This window comes from Pseudomonas putida, from assembly GCF_022627325.1.
Lineage (GTDB): Bacteria > Pseudomonadota > Gammaproteobacteria > Pseudomonadales > Pseudomonadaceae > Aquipseudomonas > Aquipseudomonas putida_X.
Map to the genome: position 1 here is coordinate 104056 of NZ_JAETZZ010000005.1, position 22271 is coordinate 126326.

At 62.9% G+C, this 22271-nt stretch carries 18 protein-coding genes and 1 other RNA gene; 9 read left to right on the forward strand and 10 right to left on the reverse strand.

The window, feature by feature from the left end; genetic code table 11:
- Nucleotides 1-6: 6 nt before the first annotated feature.
- From ccoS to JNA92_RS09810, 5 genes are all read left to right on the forward strand, one after another.
- Complete coding sequence (gene ccoS / locus JNA92_RS09790) at nt 7-219, forward strand: cbb3-type cytochrome oxidase assembly protein CcoS (protein ID WP_241804500.1); 213 nt, start codon at nt 7-9, stop codon at nt 217-219.
- A complete protein-coding gene (locus JNA92_RS09795) occupies nt 212-895 on the forward strand; it encodes a sulfite exporter TauE/SafE family protein (RefSeq protein WP_241804501.1) in 684 nt (227 codons plus the stop codon). The genes ccoS and JNA92_RS09795 overlap by 8 nt, the downstream gene beginning before the upstream one ends.
- A 108-nt stretch (nt 896-1003) precedes the next feature.
- Nucleotides 1004-2386, forward strand: a complete 1383-nt coding sequence (hemN, locus tag JNA92_RS09800; protein ID WP_241804502.1) for an oxygen-independent coproporphyrinogen III oxidase — start codon at nt 1004-1006, stop codon at nt 2384-2386.
- 185 nt (nt 2387-2571) lie between these two features.
- Nucleotides 2572-3306: a Crp/Fnr family transcriptional regulator FnrA gene (gene fnrA, locus JNA92_RS09805; RefSeq protein WP_012315416.1), complete on the forward strand. Its 735-nt coding sequence runs from the start codon at nt 2572-2574 to the stop codon at nt 3304-3306.
- 55 nt (nt 3307-3361) lie between these two features.
- Complete coding sequence (locus JNA92_RS09810) at nt 3362-3910, forward strand: adenine phosphoribosyltransferase (RefSeq protein ID WP_003254303.1); 549 nt, start codon at nt 3362-3364, stop codon at nt 3908-3910.
- 151 nt (nt 3911-4061) lie between these two features.
- Here JNA92_RS09810 and recR read toward each other — a convergent pair whose 3' ends face one another.
- The 3 genes from recR to dnaX form a co-directional block, all read right to left on the reverse strand.
- Nucleotides 4062-4664, reverse strand: a complete 603-nt coding sequence (gene recR, locus JNA92_RS09815) for a recombination mediator RecR (RefSeq protein WP_241804503.1) — start codon at nt 4662-4664, stop codon at nt 4062-4064.
- 205 nt (nt 4665-4869) lie between these two features.
- A complete protein-coding gene (locus tag JNA92_RS09820; protein ID WP_008093501.1) occupies nt 4870-5205 on the reverse strand; it encodes a YbaB/EbfC family nucleoid-associated protein in 336 nt (111 codons plus the stop codon).
- 63 nt (nt 5206-5268) lie between these two features.
- Nucleotides 5269-7362 (reverse strand): DNA polymerase III subunit gamma/tau, encoded by a 2094-nt coding sequence (dnaX, locus tag JNA92_RS09825; protein WP_241804504.1) that lies wholly within the window; start codon nt 7360-7362, stop codon nt 5269-5271.
- Between the two features lie 125 nt (nt 7363-7487).
- Between dnaX and JNA92_RS09830 the strand changes: the two genes are divergently transcribed.
- Nucleotides 7488-8261: a substrate-binding periplasmic protein gene (locus tag JNA92_RS09830; RefSeq protein WP_241804505.1), complete on the forward strand. Its 774-nt coding sequence runs from the start codon at nt 7488-7490 to the stop codon at nt 8259-8261.
- 24 nt (nt 8262-8285) lie between these two features.
- Here the strand turns inward: JNA92_RS09830 and JNA92_RS09835 are convergent, their stop codons facing one another.
- Both JNA92_RS09835 and JNA92_RS09840 read right to left on the reverse strand, forming a co-directional pair.
- Nucleotides 8286-9185, reverse strand: a complete 900-nt coding sequence (locus JNA92_RS09835; protein ID WP_241804506.1) for an EamA family transporter — start codon at nt 9183-9185, stop codon at nt 8286-8288.
- 94 nt (nt 9186-9279) lie between these two features.
- Nucleotides 9280-9468 (reverse strand): hypothetical protein, encoded by a 189-nt coding sequence (locus JNA92_RS09840; protein ID WP_241804507.1) that lies wholly within the window; start codon nt 9466-9468, stop codon nt 9280-9282.
- A 434-nt stretch (nt 9469-9902) separates the two neighbouring features.
- On the opposite strand from JNA92_RS09840, the gene JNA92_RS09845 reads away from it, so the two are divergent.
- Nucleotides 9903-10040 (forward strand): hypothetical protein, encoded by a 138-nt coding sequence (locus JNA92_RS09845; protein WP_241804508.1) that lies wholly within the window; start codon nt 9903-9905, stop codon nt 10038-10040.
- Between the two features lie 131 nt (nt 10041-10171).
- On the opposite strand, the gene ffs is transcribed toward JNA92_RS09845, so the two are convergent.
- From ffs to JNA92_RS09870, 5 genes are all read right to left on the reverse strand, one after another.
- Nucleotides 10172-10268: signal recognition particle sRNA small type (gene ffs, locus JNA92_RS09850), an RNA gene on the reverse strand.
- A 199-nt stretch (nt 10269-10467) separates the two neighbouring features.
- Nucleotides 10468-12798 (reverse strand): NAD-dependent DNA ligase LigA, encoded by a 2331-nt coding sequence (gene ligA, locus JNA92_RS09855; protein WP_241804509.1) that lies wholly within the window; start codon nt 12796-12798, stop codon nt 10468-10470.
- 100 nt (nt 12799-12898) lie between these two features.
- Nucleotides 12899-13783: a cell division protein ZipA gene (zipA, locus tag JNA92_RS09860; RefSeq protein ID WP_241804510.1), complete on the reverse strand. Its 885-nt coding sequence runs from the start codon at nt 13781-13783 to the stop codon at nt 12899-12901.
- A gap of 204 nt (nt 13784-13987) precedes the next feature.
- Entirely contained in the window at nt 13988-17476 is a 3489-nt protein-coding gene (gene smc, locus JNA92_RS09865) for a chromosome segregation protein SMC (protein ID WP_241804511.1), read from the reverse strand.
- A 3-nt stretch (nt 17477-17479) separates the two neighbouring features.
- Nucleotides 17480-18139 carry a GntR family transcriptional regulator gene (locus JNA92_RS09870; RefSeq protein WP_241804512.1) on the reverse strand — a complete coding sequence of 220 codons (660 nt, stop codon included), beginning with the start codon at nt 18137-18139 and terminating at the stop codon, nt 17480-17482.
- A 267-nt stretch (nt 18140-18406) separates the two neighbouring features.
- Here JNA92_RS09870 and xdhA point away from each other — a divergent pair, with 267 nt between their 5' ends.
- Complete coding sequence (gene xdhA, locus JNA92_RS09875; RefSeq protein ID WP_241804513.1) at nt 18407-19861, forward strand: xanthine dehydrogenase small subunit; 1455 nt, start codon at nt 18407-18409, stop codon at nt 19859-19861.
- Nucleotides 19854-22253: a xanthine dehydrogenase molybdopterin binding subunit gene (gene xdhB / locus JNA92_RS09880; protein ID WP_241804514.1), complete on the forward strand. Its 2400-nt coding sequence runs from the start codon at nt 19854-19856 to the stop codon at nt 22251-22253. The genes xdhA and xdhB overlap by 8 nt, the downstream gene beginning before the upstream one ends.
- The last annotated feature ends 18 nt before the right edge of the window (nt 22254-22271 follow it).

Genomic DNA, 22271 nt, shown 5'->3' on the forward strand with positions numbered 1-22271 from the left:
CCGCCCATGCCAGCCCTCTATGTCATGATCCCGGCCGCCCTGCTGCTCGTTGGCGTCGCCGTGTACATCTTTTTCTGGGCGGTGGACAGCGGCCAGTACGACGACCTTGAAAGCCCTGCCCACAGCATCCTGTTCGACGACCAGGACCCCCGCCACCAAGCTGCCGTCACCCCCGAGCCCGCCGAGCCGCAAGACAAGGACCAACCACCCCGTGCCTGACCTGCTTCCCCTGCTTGGCTCCGCGCTGGTCCTCGGCCTGCTGGGCGGCGGCCACTGCCTGGGCATGTGCGGCGGCCTGATGGGCGCGCTGACGCTGGCCATCCCGCCGGAGCAACGCGGCCGGCGCCTGCGTCTGTTGCTGGCGTACAACGTCGGGCGTGTTCTCAGCTATGCCTGCGCCGGCCTGCTGCTGGGCCTGGCCGGCTGGGCCGTAGCCAGCAGCCCTGCTGCCCTGGCACTGCGGGTGGTGGCCGCGTTGCTGCTGATCGCCATGGGCTTGTACCTGGCCGGGTGGTGGAGCGGGCTGACACGCATCGAAGCACTGGGCCGGGGGCTGTGGCGGCATATCCAGCCCGTGGCTTCGCGCCTGTTGCCGGTCTCCAGCCTGCCCCGGGCCCTGCTGCTTGGCGCGCTGTGGGGCTGGCTGCCGTGCGGGCTGGTGTACAGCACCCTGCTGTGGGCAGCCAGCCAAGGCAACGCGGGGTACAGCGCGGCCCTGATGCTGGCATTCGGGCTGGGTACCTGGCCGGTGCTGCTGGCCACAGGGCTGGCGGCGGAGCGGGTCAACACCCTGTTGCGGCGGCGCAGCGTACGCATGGCAGGCGGCCTGCTGGTCATCCTGTTCGGCCTGTGGACCCTGCCGGGGCCGCACCAGCATTGGTTGATGGGGCACTGACCGGGCTGCTGCCCAGCGGCCCCCATAGCGCTTGACACAAATCAACACAGATTCCTACAGACGGCCATAGACTCCGGGGCACTGCTGCTCATTCCGGGGACCGCCCACATGCTCGAAGATCTACGCTGGGATGCCGACCTGATCCGCCGCTACGATCTGGCCGGCCCGCGCTACACCTCCTACCCGACTGCGGTGCAACTGCACAGCGAAGTCGGCTCGTTCGACCTGCTCCACGCCCTGCGCGAAAGCCGCCGGGCCGTGCGCCCGCTGTCTGTGTACGTGCATGTGCCGTTCTGCGCCAACATCTGCTACTACTGCGCCTGCAACAAGGTGATCACCAAGGACCGTGCCCGAGCCGCACCCTACCTGCAGCGCCTGGAACATGAAATCCAGCTGATCGCCTGCCACCTGGACCCTAAACAGCGTGTTGAACAGCTGCATCTGGGTGGCGGCACGCCGACCTTCCTCAGCCATGTGGAACTGCGCCAGCTGATGGCCACCCTGCGCCAGCACTTCAACCTGCTGGACGATGATTCCGGCGACTACGGCATCGAACTGGACCCGCGCGAGGCCGACTGGTCGACCATGGGCCTGCTGCGCGAACTGGGCTTCAACCGAGTGAGCCTCGGCGTGCAGGACCTGGACCCTGCGGTGCAGCGCGCGATCAACCGCCTGCAGAGCCTGGAGCAGACCCGCACCCTGATCGAGGCGGCGCGCACCTTGCAGTTCCGCTCGGTCAGCCTGGACCTGATCTATGGCTTGCCCAAGCAGACCCCGGAGGGCTTCGCCCGTACCATCGAGGAGGTGATCCGCCTGCAGCCTGACCGCATCTCGGTCTTCAACTATGCCCACCTGCCTGAGCGCTTCATGCCGCAACGGCGTATCGACAGCAACGACCTGCCGGCCCCGGCTGCCAAGCTGGAGATGCTCCGGGCCACCATCGAGCAGCTCACCACCGCCGGCTATCGCTACATCGGCATGGACCACTTCGCCCTGCCCGACGACGAGCTGGCCGTCGCCCAGGAAGAAGGCACCCTGCAGCGCAACTTCCAGGGCTACACCACCCACGGCCACTGCGACCTGATCGGCCTGGGGGTTTCGGCAATCAGCCAGATCGGCGACCTGTACTGCCAGAACAGCAGCGACCTCATCACCTATCAGGACGCGCTCTCCGGCTCGCAGCTGGCCACCCAGCGCGGCTTGCTGTGCAATCACGATGACCGCGTGCGACGCGCAGTGATCCAGCAACTGATCTGCCACTTCGAACTCGACTTCGAGCCCATCGAAAGCGCCTTCACCATCGATTTTCGCGGTTATTTCAACGACGTTTGGCCAGCGCTGCTGAACATGCAACGGGACGGCCTGATCCGCCTCGATGAACAGGGCATCCGCATCCTGCCGGCCGGGCGCCTGCTGGCACGCTCGGTCTGCATGGTGTTCGACGCGTACCTGGCGATGCACGACCGTCAGCGTTTTTCGCGAGTGATCTAGCCAGGCGAACCCTCGACCGTGTGGACAAGCCCGCTTGCCAGGCACACTATGGGCAACAACGGACCCCCGGCATGATGCAGCTGGGGTTCGGCCAAGGCGCATCATCCTCGCGCACTCTGGCCTACACCCTATGCCGTAGGTTACCCTTACGACTTATGTGTGCTTTCCCACAAGGATCGATTCAAATGTCCGAGCCAGTCAAACTGCGCGCCCACGGCCAGGCCCATTGCAAGGATTGCAGCCTGGCACCCCTGTGCCTGCCTCTTTCGCTCAACCTGGAAGACATGGATGCACTGGATGAAATCGTCAAACGCGGGCGCCCGCTGAAAAAAGGCGAGTTTCTGTTCCGACAGGGTGACAATTTCGGCTCGGTTTACGCCGTACGTTCCGGCGCCCTCAAGACGTTCAGCCTGAGCGACAGCGGTGAGGAGCAGATCACCGGCTTCCATCTGCCCAGCGAACTGGTCGGGCTGTCCGGCATGGACACTGAAGCCTACCCGGTCTCGGCTCAGGCGCAGGAAACCACCTCGGTCTGTGAAATCCCGTTCGAGCGGCTCGATGAGCTGTCTGTGCAACTCCCCCAGCTGCGCCGCCAGCTGATGCGGGTGATGAGCCGTGAAATCCGCGACGACCAGCAGATGATGCTGTTGCTGTCGAAAAAGACCGCCGATGAGCGCATTGCCACCTTCCTGGTCAACCTGTCGGCACGCTTCCGCGCCCGCGGCTATTCGGCCAACCAGTTCCGCCTGAGCATGTCGCGCAACGAAATCGGCAATTACCTGGGCTTGGCCGTTGAAACCGTGTCGCGGGTGTTCACCCGCTTCCAGCAGAACGGCCTGCTGCGCGCCGAGGGCAAGGAAGTGCACATTCTTGATCCGATCCAGTTGTGTGCGCTGGCCGGTGGTGCGATGGAGGCCTGAAAGGCTGCTTGAAAAAGGTATACTGGCGCATTCGTTTTTCAGGATACCTGCAACAATGCACAGCGAAGCCTTCGACCTCAAAGCCCTGATCCGCCCGGTAGTGGACTTCCCCAAGCCGGGTGTGATCTTCCGCGACATCACCCCGCTGTTCCAGTCGCCACGCGGGCTGCGTTATGTCGCCGACCAGTTCATCGAACGTTATGTAGAGGCGGAGTTCAGCCACATCGGCGCCATGGATGCCCGTGGCTTTCTGATCGGTTCGATCATCGCCCACCAGTTGAACAAGCCGCTGATCCTGTTCCGCAAGCAGGGCAAACTGCCGGCTGATGTGCTGTCGGAGGGTTACCAGACCGAGTATGGTGAGGCCTTCCTGGAGGTGCATGCCGACAGCCTGTGCGAGGGCGATTCGGTGCTGATCTTCGATGACCTGATCGCCACCGGCGGCACCCTGCTGGCCGCAGCCAACCTGGTGCGCCGCACCGGAGCCCAGGTGTTCGAGGCGGCGGCGATCATCGACCTGCCTGAGCTGGACGGTTCGCGCCGACTGCAGGCGGCGGGTGTGCCGACCTTCTGCCTGACCGAGTTTTCCCTGAGCGAGTACTGAGCGGCAAGCCGCAAGCCGCAAGCCGCAAGCTACAAGCTACAAGCGAACGCGGATCTGCTTTTACTTGCAGCTTGCAGCTTGCAGCTCTCAAAGCCACAAGCTACAAGCGTACGCGGACCTGCTTTTACTTGCAGCTTGAAGCTTGCAGCTCTTAAAGCGCAATGGGCTTACGCCCTGCAAAGGCATGCGCCAGGGTGCCGCCATCGACCAGCTCCAGCTCGCCGCCCAGCGGCACGCCATGGGCAATCCGCGAGGCCACCAGCCCCTTCTCGGCCAGCAACTGGGCGATGTAATGGGCGGTTGCCTCACCCTCCACGGTCGGGTTGGTGGCCAGGATCACCTCGGTGAAGCTGCCCTGCTCCTCGATCCGCGCCATCAACTGCGGCACGCCAATAGCATCAGGCCCCAGGCCATCGAGCGGCGACAGGTGCCCCTTGAGCACGAAGTAGCGACCGCGATAACCGGTCTGCTCCACCGCATACACATCCATCGGCCCCTCCACCACGCACAGCTGGGTATCGTCGCGGCGCGGGTCAGCGCATTGCGGGCACAACTCCTGCTCGGTCAACGTGCGGCACTGGCGGCAATGGCCAACCCCTTCCATGGCCAGGGTAAGCGCCTGGGCCAGGCGCACACCACCGCTGCGGTCGCGTTCCAGCAACTGCAGGGCCATGCGCTGGGCGGTTTTCTGGCCAACGCCCGGCAGCGTGCGCAGGGCGTCGATCAGTTGGCGGATGAGGGGGCTGAAGCTCATGGGAAAGGCCTGATAATTCTATGAGAGGCGGTTTATACCGGCGCAGGGTGACAGCGTCAAATCTCACACATCACAAGCGGCGCTCCATCTTGAGGCCGCCAGAACGATCCAGGCATGCGCACGGCCACACCCCTACGCCCCTGTAAACAACACCACAAAAAAAGCCGCCTTGGAACCCCACGGCGGCTTTTGAACAGCAAACGCCTTAGAACGGCATCTTGAAGCCCGGCGGCAGCTGCATGCCAGCAGTCATGCCACCCATTTTTTCCTGGCTGCTCTGCTCGACCTTGCGTACGGCGTCATTCAGCGCAGCAGCAATCAGGTCTTCGAGCACTTCCTTGTCGTCTTCATCCGTCGACATCAGGCTTTGATCGATGCTGACGCGCTTGACGTCATGACGACCGGTCATCACCACGCTGACCAGGCCGCCACCCGATTGGCCGGTCACTTCGGCGTTGGCCAGCTCTTCCTGCATCTTGGCCATTTTTTCCTGCATCTGCTGGGCCTGCTTCATCAGGCCGGCCATGCCACCTTTCATCATGGGGGTATACCTCGATTGGGTCGTGTGATGCAGCCCGCCACAGGGCGGCCGCATGGTTATCCGTTACTGACCCTGACTGACCAGGGCCGCTACAGGTTCAATAGTATCCTGCCGCACGGTAGCACCGAACTGCTTGATCATCTGCTGGATCAACGGATCCTGCTCGATCGACGCCACCGCGTCCTGCTGGCGCTCGGCACGCTTGCGCGAGGCTGCCTGGGCCGGGGTTTCCTGCTCGGGCAGGATAAGCTCGATGCGCAGGTTCAGCGTGCGCCCCAGGTGCTGGTTGAGCGCGTCATTCAAGCGCCGTTGCTGGGTGGCGTTGAACAAGGCGCCTTGGCCTGGGTCAAGGTGCAGCAGCCAATCGTCACCGTCTGCAGCGATCAGCGTGCAGTTTGCGGCGATGTTGCCTGTCATACCGGACACAGGCAACTGTGGGAATAATTCCAGCCATTGCAGGGCCAAGCCGGTGGCGGGCTTGGCAGCCGGCAGCGGCTCGGGCGCAGCGATGGGGGCGTCTTCCTGGACGTGCTCAACCAGCTCGTCCAGATAGCTGAAGCCCACCGGGTCGCTTTCGCCCCCGTAATAATCCTCATCCATGGGCGGCTCGTCATCACGCTCCATGCCCACCGAGGCGTACTCCGACGGATCGAATGGCGGCGCATCATAGGCCGGCTGGGCAGCTTGCGGCTCGGCGACTGCAGGCCGTGGCGCGGCAGCCGGCGCAGGTGTGGGCTCAACGGCCAGCGGCTCAGGCTGTGCAGCAGGCTCCTCCCAGGGCAGGTCGATGACTTCCTCTTCCGGTGCCGGTGCCGGCTCGGGCTCGGGCTCGGGCTCGGGCTCTGGCTCTGCCAGCTCAGCCTTCGGCTCAGGTTGTGGTGGCGCCGCCGACAACGCCTCGGCGACGACCGCAGGCTCGGCTTGCGGGGCCATCACCACTGCAGCGGGGGCTTGGGCAGCAACGACAGACGCGCCGGGAAGCACCGCAGGCGCTGCCACCGGGGTTGCAGGATCAGCTGTGGCCTGGCTGATCCCCACCGGCTTTAGTACCGGTTTCGGTGCATCGTCGCTGTCGGCCGGGCGGAACGCCAGCATCCGCAGCAGGACCATTTCGAAACCGCCCCGCGGGTCGGGTGCCAAAGGCAGGTCGCGGCGACCGATCAGGCCCATCTGGTAATAGAACTGCACATCCTCGGCAGGCAACGCCGACGCCAGCGCCAGCACCCGCTCGCGATCACCCTGGCCGTTGTCCACCGCTTCGGGCAGCGCCTGGGCGATGGCGACACGGTGCAGCACATTGAGCATTTCGGCCAGCACGCCACTCCAGTCCGGCCCCTGCTCGGCGAGGTTGCGCACCGCCTCCAGCAGCGCCCGTGCATCCCCCTCCAGCAATGCCTGCAGCACACCATAGACCTGGCCGTGATCGAGGCTACCGAGCATGGCCCGCACATCGGCGGCCAGCACCTTACCCTCGCCGAACGCGATAGCCTGGTCGGTGAGGCTCATGGCATCACGCATCGAACCATCGGCAGCACGGCCAAGCAACCACAGCGCATCGGGCTCGAACGGGACGTTCTCGGCCTCCAGCACATGACTCAGGTGTTCGACCACCCGCTCCGGGCTCATGTTCTTCAGCGAGAACTGCAAGCAGCGCGAAAGGATGGTGGCCGGCAGCTTTTGCGGGTCGGTGGTGGCGAGGATGAACTTGACGTAGGGTGGCGGCTCTTCCAGTGTCTTGAGCAAGGCGTTGAACGAGTGCGTGGACAGCATGTGCACTTCGTCGATCAGGTAGACCTTGAAGCGCCCGCGGCTGGGGGCATACTGCACGTTGTCGAGCAGTTCGCGGGTGTCCTCGACCTTGGTACGGCTGGCGGCGTCGATCTCGATCAGGTCGACGAAACGGCCTTCATCGATCTCCCGGCACACCGAGCAGGTGCCACAGGGCGTGGAGGTGATGCCGGTCTCGCAGTTGAGGCACTTGGCGATGATTCGCGCAATGGTGGTCTTGCCCACACCCCGCGTACCGGTGAACAGGTAGGCATGGTGCAGGCGCTGGTTGTCCAAGGCATTGATCAAGGCCTTGAGCACATGGGCCTGGCCGACCATTTCGCGGAACGAGCGCGGACGCCATTTACGTGCAAGAACCTGATAACTCATCGAAAAACCATCGCAGCCTGATCGAGCGGAAGATCGCTAATGCTAGCGGAGCGGGGCCGAAATTGCACCCTGCATGGTTCGTCTACGCTCAGTAACTGGCGCACGTTGTTCATGGAGGATGTGCTTTGCGAAGACTGCTGGCCCTGTTGTTGCTGTGGACCTCTTGCAGCCTGGCCGATCCACCGGTGCTGCGCTTTTCCGTCGCCGAAAGCTGGAGCATGCCGCTGGTGCGCGTCGAGGGCGAGCAGCCGGTCGAAGGGCTGCTGTTCGACCTGATGCAAGGGATCGCTCGCGAAGTCGGCGCCCGCCCCGAATACCACGTGCTGGCCCGCCTGCGCCTGCAGCAGGCGATGGATAATGGCGACATCGACGTGCGCTGCTATGTGAGCACGCAGTGGTTCAATGACCGGCCAGGGCATTTTGTCTGGAGCATACCGTTGTTCCATCAGCGCGATGTACTGGTCGGGCAGCCAGGTGACAACGCCCCGACCCGGCCGGAACAACTGCCGCGGCAGGCCATTGGCACGGTACTGGGGTACACCTACACGACGCTGGAGCCTTTGTTCGAGCAGGGGCAGTTGCGCCGCGAGGACAGCCGAAGCCAGGCGTTGGCGCTGCAGAAGCTGCAAATAGGGCGTTATCGGCACGCGGTCAGCAATGAGCTGTCGTTGCAGTGGTTCAACCAGCGGCTGCCGGCCGAGCAGCGCCTGCAGGTGCTGGCGGTGCTAGAGGAGCAGGCGCTGGGGTGCATGGTGAGGAACGACCCGGCAATACCGACGCAGGGAATACTCAGGGCTTTGGTACGCATGCAACAGTCTGGCGAGATCGCGCGGATCATGCAGCGTTACGGTGCCAGGGCGGTTTTTGATGAGGTCACTACACAACAACCTGGGGAATAACTGCCACGGCGTCGGGAGACTCCGTCAAAGCAGTCGCACAACCCGACGCCCGATACCCCGAAGCAAGTGGCCAGCGAAAAATACCATCATCCCCGTCAAGATCAGGCCGATGGCCAACCACTGGCCCGCGCCCAGCCTTTCACCGAAGAACATGCAGGAGGTGACCAGCCCTGATACCGGCACCAGCAACGACAAAGGGGCGACCTGGGTAGCCGGATACTTTTTCATCAGGTTGTTCCAGACCCGATAACCCAGAATGGTGGTGATCAGGCTCTGGAACAGCACGGAGAACAGCGCCTCCCACGCCAGGCCATGACCAAGGCCTTCGAATGCCTTCCAGCCTTGCGAGACGACTATGAAGGCGAGGATGAAAGGCAGCGAGAACAGGCTCGACCAGACGATGAACGCCGTCATCTCACCAGGGCGCTTGAGCTTGATCAGCAGATTGCAAAATGCCCAGGCAAGCGCGGCGAGCAGCACGAGAAATAGCCCTATCACCGTCGACGACTGGCTGCTCGACAACAGCATCATGCCCAGGCCACAGGCCGCGAGCGCCATTCCCCAGAAGTGTGCGGCAGTGATGCGCTCGCGCAGGAAGACCGCACTCAGCAGGATGGTGAAAAATGCGCTGAACTGCAGAAAGACCGAGGCCATGCCGGGGCTAAGCCCCTGGTACATGGCAAAATTGACCATCCACCAGATCCCCACTGCGAACAGCACGCCGTAGAGCGCCATGACCGCCATGGAAACGCCCGTCGGCCGCCTGATGAAGAATACCAACGGCACCGCACAGAGGGTGAAACGCAGCAGTGTCATGACGGAGGGTTCGAGCGTGCTCAAGCCCAGTTCGATCACACCGTAGTTGCAACCCCACAGCACCGTTACCAGCACACCGATGGTCAAATCCCGTTTGCACATTCCCATGCCTGCTCTCCTATTTCAGCAGGCATGACCTTATTTTTTACAAAGGTGGATAGATGTAGGGGCTTTCTTCATGGGGCGTACGAACGCTGAAAAACTAGCGCCGCCGCTCAACCGCCATCGCCACCGCATCCGCCTGCCCCCAGGCAATCTGCATCGCGCGCAATCCATGCTCCAGCTGCTGCCGCGTCTCTTCATCCTCGATCCTCTCCAGCGCGCGCCGGCTGTCGCTGTAGGCGAACATCAGGTAATGGGTGACATTCATCATCACGAATTCAATCGGCACGATGCCGTCGCTAATGGCGCGGGAGAGGGATTTGCCGGGAGGAAGTTAGAAGGTGTGTGGTGGATCAGGGACAAGTTTTTTCATGAAAGCACCGTACCGGATTGAGGGCACCCATTCGCTTCCACACTTTAGGGTGACAGTTGTACGCGGGGTGGAAGACCAGGGGTACGGTGAACCCGGCAGGCCCGAGGGCCTCCCGCGAACAACTGTCATAACGACAAGAACCGAACCCCAGGCTTCCACACCCGATCGCTGAACTGACAGCGACCGCAAAAGACTATAGGGCGAGGTTTCCAGGGACAATCAGACGGGCGTCGACAGGTTGCGTAGGATATTTCCACACCAGTCAAATAGCAGTAGGACCTTTCTTAAATACCCGTGGGATCCAGCCACCCAAGCGACGCGAGCCCAATGGAATTACATGAGGAACGACGATGTCCCGCCTGAACGAGGAAAGCGCGATCAGGTTTCAACGCGAACTGGAAGCGCTCGACGAAGACCTGCGCAAAGCAAGAATGAGTTCACCCTGGCAGGTCCTGATACCGTTTACCTTGGGCATGGGCATGGGCTAGGGCTGGCTGGACTTGTGGCAGTTATTCTGGTGATGAAAAGGCTAAAGCGCCATGAACTGGCAAAATAGTGAACATCTGAAAGGGGGGCAGTGCGAGGGGTTCTTGAGAGAGGCTGGCGTAAATGGAGGCGGCCCCACCAGCCACACCCCGGCACTCGATGTTCCCGCTATGGCTGCTCCCTTCCGGGCCTGACCAGGTTAACGGGTAATCAATGCGGGGGGACCGATGGGGCCACCACTACGCGGCTCGCCAAGTAGCGAGCCGCGCCATTGTACCGGTCTGGGGCGAAGTTACAACCTTTAACCGGAGAAAAAGTCATCATTTCTCAATGACTTGTCCAGATCCAGGGGCCTGGCCTGGCCTCATCGCCGGCAAGCCGGCTTCCACAGGGGTGGCGCCGAGCCTGGCGGCGATCAGGCCTGGACGATCAGATGGCAATGCCCTGCTCGCCCAGAAACACGACGAACGCATCCTCATCCAGTACCTTGACCCCGAGTTCACTGGCCTTGGCCAATTTGGAGCCCGCGCCTGGGCCCGCGACCACGCAGTGTGTCTTGCCCGACACCGAACCGGCAACCTTGGCGCCGAGGCTTTCCAGCTTCTCCTTGGCGATATCGCGGCTCATACGCTCCAGCGTGCCGGTCAGCACCCAGGTCTGGCCAGCCAGGGGCAAGCCCTCGGCGACCTTCTTCTGGCTGGTCCAGTGCATGCCGAACGCCAGCAACTGGGCTTCGATGTCTCTGGCCAGCTTTTGGTTGGCCTCCTCCTTGAAGAATTCGCGCACGGCTTCGGCCTGTTTCGCCGCCAGTGCCTGGCGCAGGTCGATGCCATCGGCGGCGATGATCTTTTCCAGGCTGTCCAGCTTGGCGACCAGCTTCTGCGCGCCGGTGGGCCCGACCGAAGGGATGTCGAGCTTGGCGATCATCCCGGCCAGGGTGGTGCTCGCAGCGAACTCTGCCGCCAACTCGCCTTCGTCCTGCAACTGCATACCGCAAGCGAGCAACTGCTCGATGACCTTGCAGTTGTGTTCGTCTTCAAAGAAGTTGTGGATCTCGTAGGCCACTTCCAGACCAATGTCCGGCAGGTACGTCAGCACCTGCGGCAACGCCTGCTGCACCCGTGCCAGGCTGCCCAGCGAGCGGGCCAGCACCTTGGCGGTCTCCTCGCCCACGTCCGGGATGCCCAGGGCATAGATGAAGCGCGCCAGGCTCGGGCGCTTGCTGGCCTCGATGGCATCCAGCAGCTTCTTGCTGGAGACTTCGGCAAAACCCTCCAGGCCGACGATCTGCTCGAACTGCAGTTTGTAGAGGTCCGCCGGCGAACCGATCAGGCCTTCGTCCACCAACTGCTCGACGCTCTTCTCGCCCAGGCCGTCGATATCCATGGCGCGCCGCGAAACATAGTGAATGATCGCCTGCTTGAGCTGGGCGCCACAGGCCAGACGGCCGACACAACGGTACACCGCGCCTTCGCTGGTGGTTTCCTTGCCTTTGCTGCGCTTGACCAACTGGGTGCGCTCGACCTGGGAGCCACATACCGGACACTCAGTGGGCACCTGTACCGGGCGGGCACTCAGGGGGCGCCGCTCAATTACTACCTGCATGATTTGAGGGATTACATCACCAGCTCGACGAATAATCACTGTGTCGCCGACGCGCAACCCCAAGCGAGCTATCTCATCCATGTTGTGAAGCGTTGCATTGGAGACGGTCACTCCGGCGACCTTAACAGGTTTGAGGCGGGCTACTGGTGTGACTGCACCTGTGCGACCAACCTGAAACTCGACGCCCAGTACCTCGGTCAACTCTTCCATGGCAGGGAACTTGTAGGCGATTGCCCAGCGTGGCTCGCGAGCGCGGAATCCTAGCTCGCGCTGGGAAGCTAGGCTATTGACCTTGAATACCACACCATCGATCTCGTATGGCAGACTGTTGCGCCTTTCGCCGATGTCGCGGTAGTAAGCCAGGCATTCTTCGATACCCGCTGCATGCCGAAGCTCGGGACTGATTGGCAGCCCCCATTGCTTGAGCTGCTCAAGGATCTCGATATGGCTTTCACCAATGTTCTCCGAAACCTGCCCTACGCCGTAGCAGCAGAACTCTAGCGGGCGCTTGGCGGTGATTCTTGAGTCCAGCTGACGCAGACTCCCGGCCGCCGCATTTCGCGGGTTAGCAAACGTCTTGGCACCGACGTCAGCTTGAGAAACGTTGAGACGATCGAAACCGGCCTTGCTCATAAACACTTCGCCACGCACTTCGAGCAATGCAGGCCAACCCTCACCCCGCAGTTTGAGCGGAATATTTCGCACTGTGCGCACGTTGGCGCTGATATCTTCGCCCATAGCGCCATCGCCTCGGGTGGCGCCTCGCACCAACTGTCCATCTTGATAAAGAAGGCTCACCGCTAGGCCGTCAAGCTTAGGCTCGCAGCTGAAATCAATAGCACCTGACTGGTCTAGACCATCAATAACCCGACGACCAAAATCACGCAGGTCGGCCTCTTCAAAGGCATTCCCCAGACTGAGCATAGGTACTTCGTGGCGGACTTGGGAAAATTCAGGAGAGACAATCCCGCTTACACGCTGGGTGGGCGAATCGGGAGTTATCAGATGAGGGTGCTCAGCTTCGAGTGCCTTGAGTTCTTTGAACAGACGGTCGTATTCGGCGTCGGGCACGCTCGGCTTGAAAAGCACATAGTAACGGAAATCGTGCTGAGCAATCTCTGCACGCAGCTCAAGGATTCGGGATTCGGCTTTCATTCTTCAGGTTCTCTTGCAAAGCAAAAGAGCAGCCCTAGGCTGCTCTTGCGCTTGAAACGAAGCGAGCAAGACCAGGGCAGGGTCCGCTCGCTCGATGACATCAGCGTTTCTGGGTCAGCGCGCGGCGCTCGAACTCGACGATGCGCTGGCGGTAATGCTCGATGGTCTGGGCGGTCAGCACGCTGCGCTGGTCATCCTTGAGCTCACCATTGAGCTCGTGGGCCAGCTTGCGCGCTGCGGCGACCATCACATCGAAGGCCTGCTTCGGATGGCGCGGGCCTGGCAGCCCGAGGAAGAAGCTGACCGCGCGCGTGCTGAAGTGATCGATGTCGTCCAGGTCGAAGATGCCGGGCTTGACAGCGTTGGCCATGGAGAACAGGACTTCGCCGTGACCGGCCATGCTTTCATGACGATGGAAGATGTCCATCTCGCCGAAGCGCAAACCACTTTCAAGAATGTTCTGCAGCAGCGCCGGGCCCTTGAAGCCACCTTCATCACGCGAGATGACGCTGATCACCAGCACCTCTTCGACCGGTGGCAGCTCCTTGGCAGCACTGCCCGCGGCAGCAAAACCACCGTTGCGGTTGTTGTCGGCAGCGAAATCGTCGTCGGCATCGGCGAACAGGTCGGGCTCGCGCGGCTCGGCCACCAGGTCCAGGTCGCCCTGCGGCTGCACTTCAGCGGCACGTTTGCCACGCTTGCTGGCCTTGGCCGGTTTCTGCTCGCGCTCGCGCTCACGCGCCGGCGCACTGAGCGACGGCAGGTCGCTTTCGTCCAGCTCCGGCTCCTTCTGGGTATCGAGCACGCGCGACGGGCCCAAGACCTCGGCGCTGCCTTCCTCGTCCGGGAGGTTGGAATAACTGCGATCCAGACGGAACTTCAACTTGCCTTTTCCGCCGCGCATGCGGCGCCAGCCGTCGAAAAGAATACCGGCGATGACAATGATGCCGATGAGGATCAGCCACTCGCGCAGACCGATTTCCATGTAATCCCGTGCCTCTATAAAAATATGCTTGAAAACAAAGGCTTCAAAGCCCTTTAACACGTGGCGCCAACTCTATGTTCTGACAGGCGTTTTACCCACGCATAAAACGAGTGACATTAAGCTAGCACGACCAAAGACAACTTTACACCGTCTGTCGCACATGGCGGGGGCATTTACCTGCACATTCCGCCTTCTCTTGGCTCATCAGGCGTCGACCATGGCCAGTGCCTCCTCCACATCCACTGCAACGAGACGTGAACACCCAGGCTCGTGCATGGTCACCCCCATCAATTGATCCGCCATCTCCATGGCAATCTTGTTATGCGTGATGTAGATGAACTGCACGCTTTCACTCATCTCCTTGACCAACCGGGCATACCGGCCGACGTTGGCATCGTCCAGCGGCGCATCGACCTCGTCGAGCATGCAGAACGGTGCGGGGTTCAGCTTGAAAATGGCAAACACCAGCGCCAATGCGGTCAGTGCCTTCTCGCCGCCGGACAGCAGATGGATGGTGCTGTTCTTCTTGCCAGGCGGGCGCGCCATAATCGTCACCCCTGTATCGAGTAAATCTTCGCCCGTCAGTTCCAGATAAGCGCTGCCACCACCGAAAACTTTTGGGAAAAGTGCCTGTAATCCGGCATTTATCTGATCAAAGGTATCCTTGAAGCGGGTGCGGGTTTCCTTGTCGATCTTGCGGATGACGTTTTCCAGGGTCTCCAGCGCCTCGACCAGATCGGCGTCCTGGGCATCGAGGTAGCGCTTGCGCTCGGATTGCTGTTCGTACTCCTCGATCGCAGCCAGGTTGATCGCGCCCAGGCGCTGAATACGGGCGTCGATCTGCTCCAGCTCCTGCTCGGTGCCCTGTTCGCTGGCCTCGGCCTCGACAGTGGCAAGCACACCCTGGAGGTCGTAGCCGTCGGCCAACAATTGCTCCTGTAAGGTCTTGCGTCGTACATCCAGCCCCTGGCACTCCAGGCGCAGCTGCTCGAGCTGGCCGCGCAGCAACTGCGCCTGCTGCTCGGCCTGGGTGCGGCGCTTTTCGGCGTCGCGCAGGGCGCGATCGGCGTCGTCCATGTGCAGGCGCGCCTGGCGCATTTCTTCGTCGACGCTCATGCGCCGCTCAAGCAGTTCTTCCAGCTTCAGGCGCAGCTCTTCCAGCGGCGCCTCGCCCTCTTCCAGGTTCAGGCTCAACTGCTCCTGCCGCTCACTCAGGCGGGCCGCCTGTAGCTCCAGGCGCTCCAGTGCCTGGCGGGTCGAGTCGTGCTGGGCGCGCAGCGAACCCAGGCGCACAGCCAACTGGTGGGCATGATCCTTGTGCTGGCGAGCTTCCTGGCGGACCCGGTCAAGGCCTTCGCGCAAGGTATCGCGGCGGGCCATCAACTGTTCGCGTTGCTCGGTGTCCTGGGCCATCAGGTCCAGGGCCTCCTGCAGCACCAGGCGGGCTTCGCCCAGCTGCTCTTGCTCCAGGGCGCGCTGCTCCTGAAGCTCGCTCAATTCTTCCTGCAGCCGGCGCCGACGCAGCTCGACCTGTTCGGCACGGGCCCGGCCTGCCGACAGGCTGGCCTTGAACTCGCCATGCTGGCGGCTTTCTTCCTGGGTGCGCCGGCGCAGCTGCTCGCGCTGCTCTTCCAGGCCCAGTTGCTGCTCACGCAAGGCTTGCAGCTGCTGCTCCGTGTGCTCCAGCGTAGCTTCCAGCTCCAGCTGCTCATGGCCGAGGCGCTCGATTTCCTGCGCCCGCGCCAGCACCCCACCCTGGGCTTCGCTGCCGCGGCTGACGCGCAGAAAATGCCGCCCAACCCAGTAGCCGTCGCGGCTGACCAGGCTCTGGCCTTCGTCAAGGCCGGCGCGCTCAGCGAGGGCTTGAGCCAGGTCTTCGACTGGCCGCACCTGGGCCAGCCAAGGGGCCAGGTCGGTGTGCCCCTCGACCTTGTCGAGCAAGCTGCCGGGCCGGCGCGCACCGTCCTGCCCCGCCACCAACAGACGCAACTCGCCTTGCTCCAGCCCGGCAAAATCCAAGCCGTTGAAGCCGTCCACCAGCACCGCTTGCAGGTCAGCGCCCAATACGGTTTCCACCGCCAGCTCCCAACCCGGCTCCACACGCAGCCCTTGCGCCAGGCGTGGCCGCTGCTCCAGCCCTTGCTCGCGCAACCAGTCGGCAGCTCCTGCACCGGGTTCGAGCGCAGCTTGCTGCAACGCCTCCAGGGATGCCAGGCGGCCGCCCAGACGCTGCAAGTCGCCTTGCTGTTGCTGCTGAGCCTGGGTCGCCTGCTGCAATTGCGCGCGTAGGCCCTCCAGGCGCTCGACCACCTGTTCTTCGGACAACTGCAGCTCTTCAAGCAGCATCTCGCTGGCAGCCAACTGCTCGGACAGCTCCAGCATGGCGCTTTCCTGCGGGTCAGCGCCCAACTGGTCGCGTTCCTCACCCAACTTGCGCTGGCGCTCGGCCAAGCGCTCCAGGCTGGCTTCCAGTTGCTGCAGGCGCGACTGCTGCACTTCGGCCTGGCGCCGCGGCTCGGCAGAGCGGGTGTTGAAGCTGTCCCACTGCTCCTGCCAGCCGTGCATGCCCAGTTCGGCCTCTTCGAGGGTGGCGGCAGCCTCTTCGGCTGCCGCCAGGGTCATTTCCTGCTCCGGTTCGAGCATCGCCAGCTCTTCACCGAGGGTCGCCAGCAGGGTGCGGTCATGCCCAAGGTGTGACTCGGTTTCCTGGCGCGTGCGCTCGGCTTCCTTCAGGTCATCCTGCAATTGGCGCAGGCGCTGCTGCCCATGCTGAATGCTCTGCTCGACCCGGGCGATGTCGCCGGCCACCGAATAGAAGCGGCCCTGCACCTGGTTGAAGCGCTCGGACAGCTCATGATGGCCGTCACGCAGCCGCTCGATGCTCGCATCGGCGTTGCGCTGTTCGGCCACCAGCGCCTCATGGGCCACATCCTGATCGCCGATCACCGACTCGCGCTGGCGTACGCGCTCATCCAGATCACGCCAGCGCAGCGCCGCCAGACGCGCTTTGAGCTGACGCTCCTGCGCCTTGTACTCACGGTATTTCTCCGCGGCCTGCGCCTGGCGGTGCAGGCGTTCGAGCTGGCGCTCAAGCTCATCGCGCAGGTCGGTCAGGCGCGCCAGGTTCTCCTGGGTGCGGCGGATGCGGCTTTCGGTCTCGCGGCGGCGCTCCTTGTACTTGGAGATGCCCGCCGCCTCCTCGATGAAGTTGCGCAGCTCCTCGGGCTTGGCCTCGATCAGCTTGGAGATCATGCCCTGTTCGATGATCGAGTAGCTGCGCGGGCCCAGGCCAGTGCCGAGGAAGATGTCGGTGATGTCGCGGCGGCGGCATTTGGTGCCGTTCAGGTAATAGGTGTTCTGCCCGTCACGGGTGACCTTGCGGCGGATGGAGATTTCCGCATAGGCGGCATATTCGCCCAGCAGCGTGGTCTCGCTGTTGTCGAAGACCAGCTCGATGCTGGCCTGGCTGACCGGCTTGCGGCTGGTGGAGCCGTTGAAGATGACATCGGTCATCGACTCACCGCGCAGGTTCTTCGCCGAGCTTTCGCCCATCACCCAGCGCACCGCATCGATGATGTTGGACTTGCCGCAACCATTGGGGCCGACCACGGCGGCCATGTTGCTGGGGAAGTTGACGGTGGTCGGGTCAACGAACGACTTGAACCCAGCCAGGCGAATGCACTTCAGCCGCATCGGTCAGCCTCGGGCCAGCGCCGCCAGCACCAGGTCGCAACTGCGCTGGCAATAGGCGGTGAGTACCTCGCGGATGCGCGGCAGTTCACGGGCCACCACGGCGTCTAGCAGGTGGGCGAACAGGTCAAGGTAATCGAGCATGTTGGCTTGGCGCTGATCGAGGGCCAGGTAATAGGCTCGGCTCATGGCCGGCTGCAGGTTTTCGACGGTTTCCTGCAGGTAAGGATTGTCGGCGAACGGATAGGCGGCGCGCATTACAGCAAAACTGTCGGCGACGAAGGCTTTGATGTCACCCCGTTCACGGGCCTGCTGCAGGCGTTGCTGGATGTCCAGAAACGGGCGCAGGTCCGCATCGAGGCGCCATTTCTGAGCAACGGCATTACCCAGCAGGATGTAGAACTCGCCCATGAGGGCACACAGGCTGCGCACACTGCGTTCGTCGAGCCGAGTCACATGAGCGCCGCGGCGCGGCAGGATCGCAACCAGATGGCGACGTTCGAGGATCAGCAACGCTTCACGCACCGAGCCGCGGCTGACATTCAGCGCCTGGGTGACCTTCTGCTCCTGGATGCGCTCACCCGGCGCGAGCTCGCCGCGGATGATGCGTTCGGCCAGGTAGTCGGCGATCTGCTCGGAGAGGCTGTCCGGCGCCTTGAACGTCATGGTTTTCCTTCGAAATCATTGAACTGGGCACAAGTGGGCGATTGTAGCGCACTTGGCCAGCCGTCGCGCAGAGGGGCGACAGCCTTTATTTGTGCTGCCAGGCAACGGTAAAGGCGGCCCGATCTATGCTTTATATATCGGCAGGCTGGGCGGCCAGACCTTCGTGTGGAGAATTTCTTGACCCTTAAGTCAGAAAATTATTGACCAGCGTGTCAGCTCTGCTTATTGTCCGCTCAACAACAATAAAACCATTGCGAGGCCATCCCCGTGATCCAGTTTCTCGTCAACCAGGAGCTGCGCAGCGAGCACGCCCTGGACCCGAACATGACGGTGCTGCAGTACCTGCGTGAGCACCTGGGCAAACCCGGCACCAAAGAAGGCTGCGCCAGCGGCGACTGTGGCGCCTGCACCGTGGTGGTCGGCGAGCTGACCCAGGATGATCAAGGCCAGGACAGCCTGCGCTACCGCAGCCTCAACTCCTGCCTGACCTTCGTTTCGTCGCTGCATGGCAAGCAGCTGATCAGCGTCGAGGGCCTCAAGCACCAGGGCGAACTGCACAGCGTGCAACAAGCCATGGCCGACTGCCATGGTTCGCAATGCGGCTTCTGTACCCCAGGCTTCGTCATGTCGTTGTTCGCCCTGCAGAAGAACAGCCAGGGCCACGACCTGCATCAGGCCCAGGAAGCGCTGGCGGGCAACCTGTGCCGCTGCACTGGCTACCGGCCGATTCTCGATGCCGCCGAACAGAGCTGCCGCCAGCCGTGCCGCGATCAGTTCGACGCGCAGAAGGCCCAGACCATCAGCCGCCTCAAAGCCATCGAGCCGACCCAGACCGGCGAGCTCAACAGCGGCGACAAACGCTGCCTGGTGCCGCTGACCGTAGCCGACTTGGCCGACCTCTACAGCTCGCACCCCGAAGCGCGGTTGCTGGCCGGTGGCACCGACCTGGCGCTGGAGGTCACCCAGTTCCACAAGACTTTGCCGGTGATGATCTACGTCGGCCACGTGGCCGAACTCAAACGCATCGACAAGACCGCCAGCCACCTGGAAATCGGCGCTGCCACACCGCTGACCGATTGCTATGGCGCGCTCAACGAGGAATACCCTGATTTCGGCGACTTGCTGCACCGTTTTGCGTCGCTGCAGATCCGCAACCAGGGCACCCTGGGCGGCAACATCGGCAACGCCTCACCGATTGGCGACTCACCGCCCTTGCTGATCGCCCTCGATGCGCAGATCGTGCTGCGCCAGGGCGACCGCCAGCGCACGATGCCGCTGGAGGACTACTTCATCGACTACCGCATCACTGCCCGCCAGGACAGCGAATTCATCGAGAAGATCATCGTACCGCGCGCCAGCAATGACTGGGCCTTCCGCGCCTATAAAGTCTCCAAGCGCCTGGATGACGACATCTCGGCTGTGTGTGGCGCCTTCAACCTGAGCATCGAAGACGGCGTGGTCAGCGGGGTACGCATCGCCTTCGGTGGCATGGCCGCGATCCCCAAACGTGCCCGCGCCTGTGAAGCTGCCCTTCGCGGCAAGCCGTGGAACCAGGCGAGCCTGGAGCGCGCCTGCCAGGCCCTGGCCGAGGACTTCACCCCGCTCAGCGACTTCCGCGCCAGCAAGGAATACCGCCTGCTGACCGCGCAGAACCTGCTGCGCAAGTACTTCATCGAACAGCAAACGCCGCACATCGAAACCCGGGTGACCGACTATGTCTAACCATCACGCCGTCAAGAGCCAGGCCGAGATGGCCGAACTGTTTAGCCAGGACCTGACCACCGGGGTCGGCCGCAGCGTCAAGCACGACAGCGCCGACAAGCATGTGGCAGGCGAAGCGGTGTACATCGACGACCGCCTGGAATTCCCCAACCAGTTGCACGTCTATGCGCGCACCGCCGACCGTGCCCACGCCCGCATCCTGCGCATCGACACCACGCCGTGCTATGCCTTCGAAGGCGTGCGCATCGCCATCACCCATGAAGACATTCCAGGCCTCAAGGACATTGGCCCGGTGGTGGCCGGTGACCCGCTGCTGGCCATCGACAAGGTCGAGTTCTTCGGCCAGCCGGTGCTCGCCGTGGCCGCGCGCGACCTGGACACCGCGCGCCGTGCCGCCATGGCGGCGATCATCGAATACGAAGACCTGGAGCCGGTACTGGACGTGGTCGAGGCGCTGCGCAAAAAGCACTTCGTACTCGACAGCCACACTCACCAGCGTGGTGATTCGGCCACTGCCCTGGCCAGCGCCCCGCACCGCCTGCAGGGCACCCTGCATATCGGTGGCCAGGAGCATTTCTACCTGGAGACGCAGATTTCTTCGGTGATGCCCACCGAAGACGGCGGCATGATCGTCTTCTGCTCCACGCAAAACCCTACCGAAGTGCAGAAGCTCGTCGCCGAAGTGCTGGACGTGCCGATGAACAAGGTGGTGCTCGACATGCGCCGCATGGGCGGCGGTTTCGGCGGCAAGGAAACCCAGGCCGCCAGCCCGGCCTGCCTGTGCGCCGTGGTCGCACGCCTGACCGGCCAGCCGACCAAGATGCGCCTGCCGCGCGTCGAAGACATGATGATGACCGGCAAACGCCACCCCTTCTATGTCGAGTACGACGTCGGCTTCGATGACGAAGGGCGCCTGCAGGGCATCGACATGGACCTGGCCGGCAACTGCGGCTACTCGCCCGACCTTTCCGGCTCGATCGTCGACCGTGCCATGTTCCATTCCGACAATGCCTACTACCTGGGCGATGCCACCGTGCACGGCCACCGCTGCAAGACCAACACCGCCTCCAACACCGCCTACCGCGGCTTCGGCGGCCCACAGGGCATGGTTGCCATCGAGCAGGTGATGGACCACATCGCCCGCCATCTGGGGCGCGACCCGCTGGCCGTGCGCAAGGCCAACTACTACGGCAAGACCGAGCGCAACGTCACCCACTATTACCAGACCGTCGAGCACAACATGCTCGAGGAGATGACCGCCGAGCTGGAAGCCAGCAGCGACTACGCAGAACGCCGCGAATCGATCCGCCGGTTCAACGCCAACAGCCCGGTCCTCAAGAAGGGCCTGGCGCTGACCCCGGTCAAGTTCGGCATCTCGTTCACCGCCACCTTCCTCAACCAGGCCGGTGCGCTGATCCACATCTACACCGATGGCAGCATCCACCTGAACCACGGCGGCACCGAGATGGGCCAGGGCCTGAACACCAAGGTGGCCCAGGTCGTGGCGCAGATTTTCCAGGTTGATTTCAGCCGCATCCAGATTACCGCCACCAACACCGACAAGGTGCCCAACACCTCGCCGACCGCAGCCTCCAGCGGCGCCGACCTGAACGGCAAAGCGGCGCAGAATGCGGCCGAGATTCTCAAAAAGCGCCTGACCGAGTTCGCCGCGCGGCATTATCAGGTCACCGAGGAAGACGTCGAGTTCCGTAACGGCCATGTGCGCGTGCGCGACCAGATCGTCAGCTTCGAACAACTGGTGCAGCAGGCGTACTTCGCCCAGGTCTCCCTGTCGAGTACCGGCTTCTACCGCACGCCCAAGATCTTCTACGACCGCAGCCAGGCACGCGGCCGGCCGTTCTACTACTTCGCCTTCGGCGCCGCCTGCGTGGAAGTGATCGTCGACACCCTGACCGGCGAGTACAAGATGCTGCGCGCCGACATCCTGCACGACGTCGGCGATTCGCTGAACCCGGCCATCGACATTGGCCAGGTGGAAGGCGGCTTCATCCAGGGCATGGGTTGGCTGACCACCGAAGAGCTGGTGTGGAACAGCAAGGGCAAGCTGATGACCAATGGCCCGGCCAGCTACAAGATCCCGGCCGTGGCCGACATGCCGCTGGACCTGCGGGTAAAGCTGGTGGAAAACCGCAAGAACCCGGAAGACACCGTGTTCCACTCCAAGGCTGTTGGCGAGCCACCGTTCATGCTCGGCATCGCCGCCTGGTGTGCGATCAAGGATGCCGTGGCCAGTATTGCCGGTTACCGCCTGCAACCGAACATCGACGCACCAGCGACACCGGAGCGGGTGCTGTGGGGCTGCGAGCAGATGCGCAAGGCGGTGGCGGCCACCGAGCCTGCAGAACCGCAACGGGAAACCGTCACACACTGAGGTTGGGTGGGCGCCTGT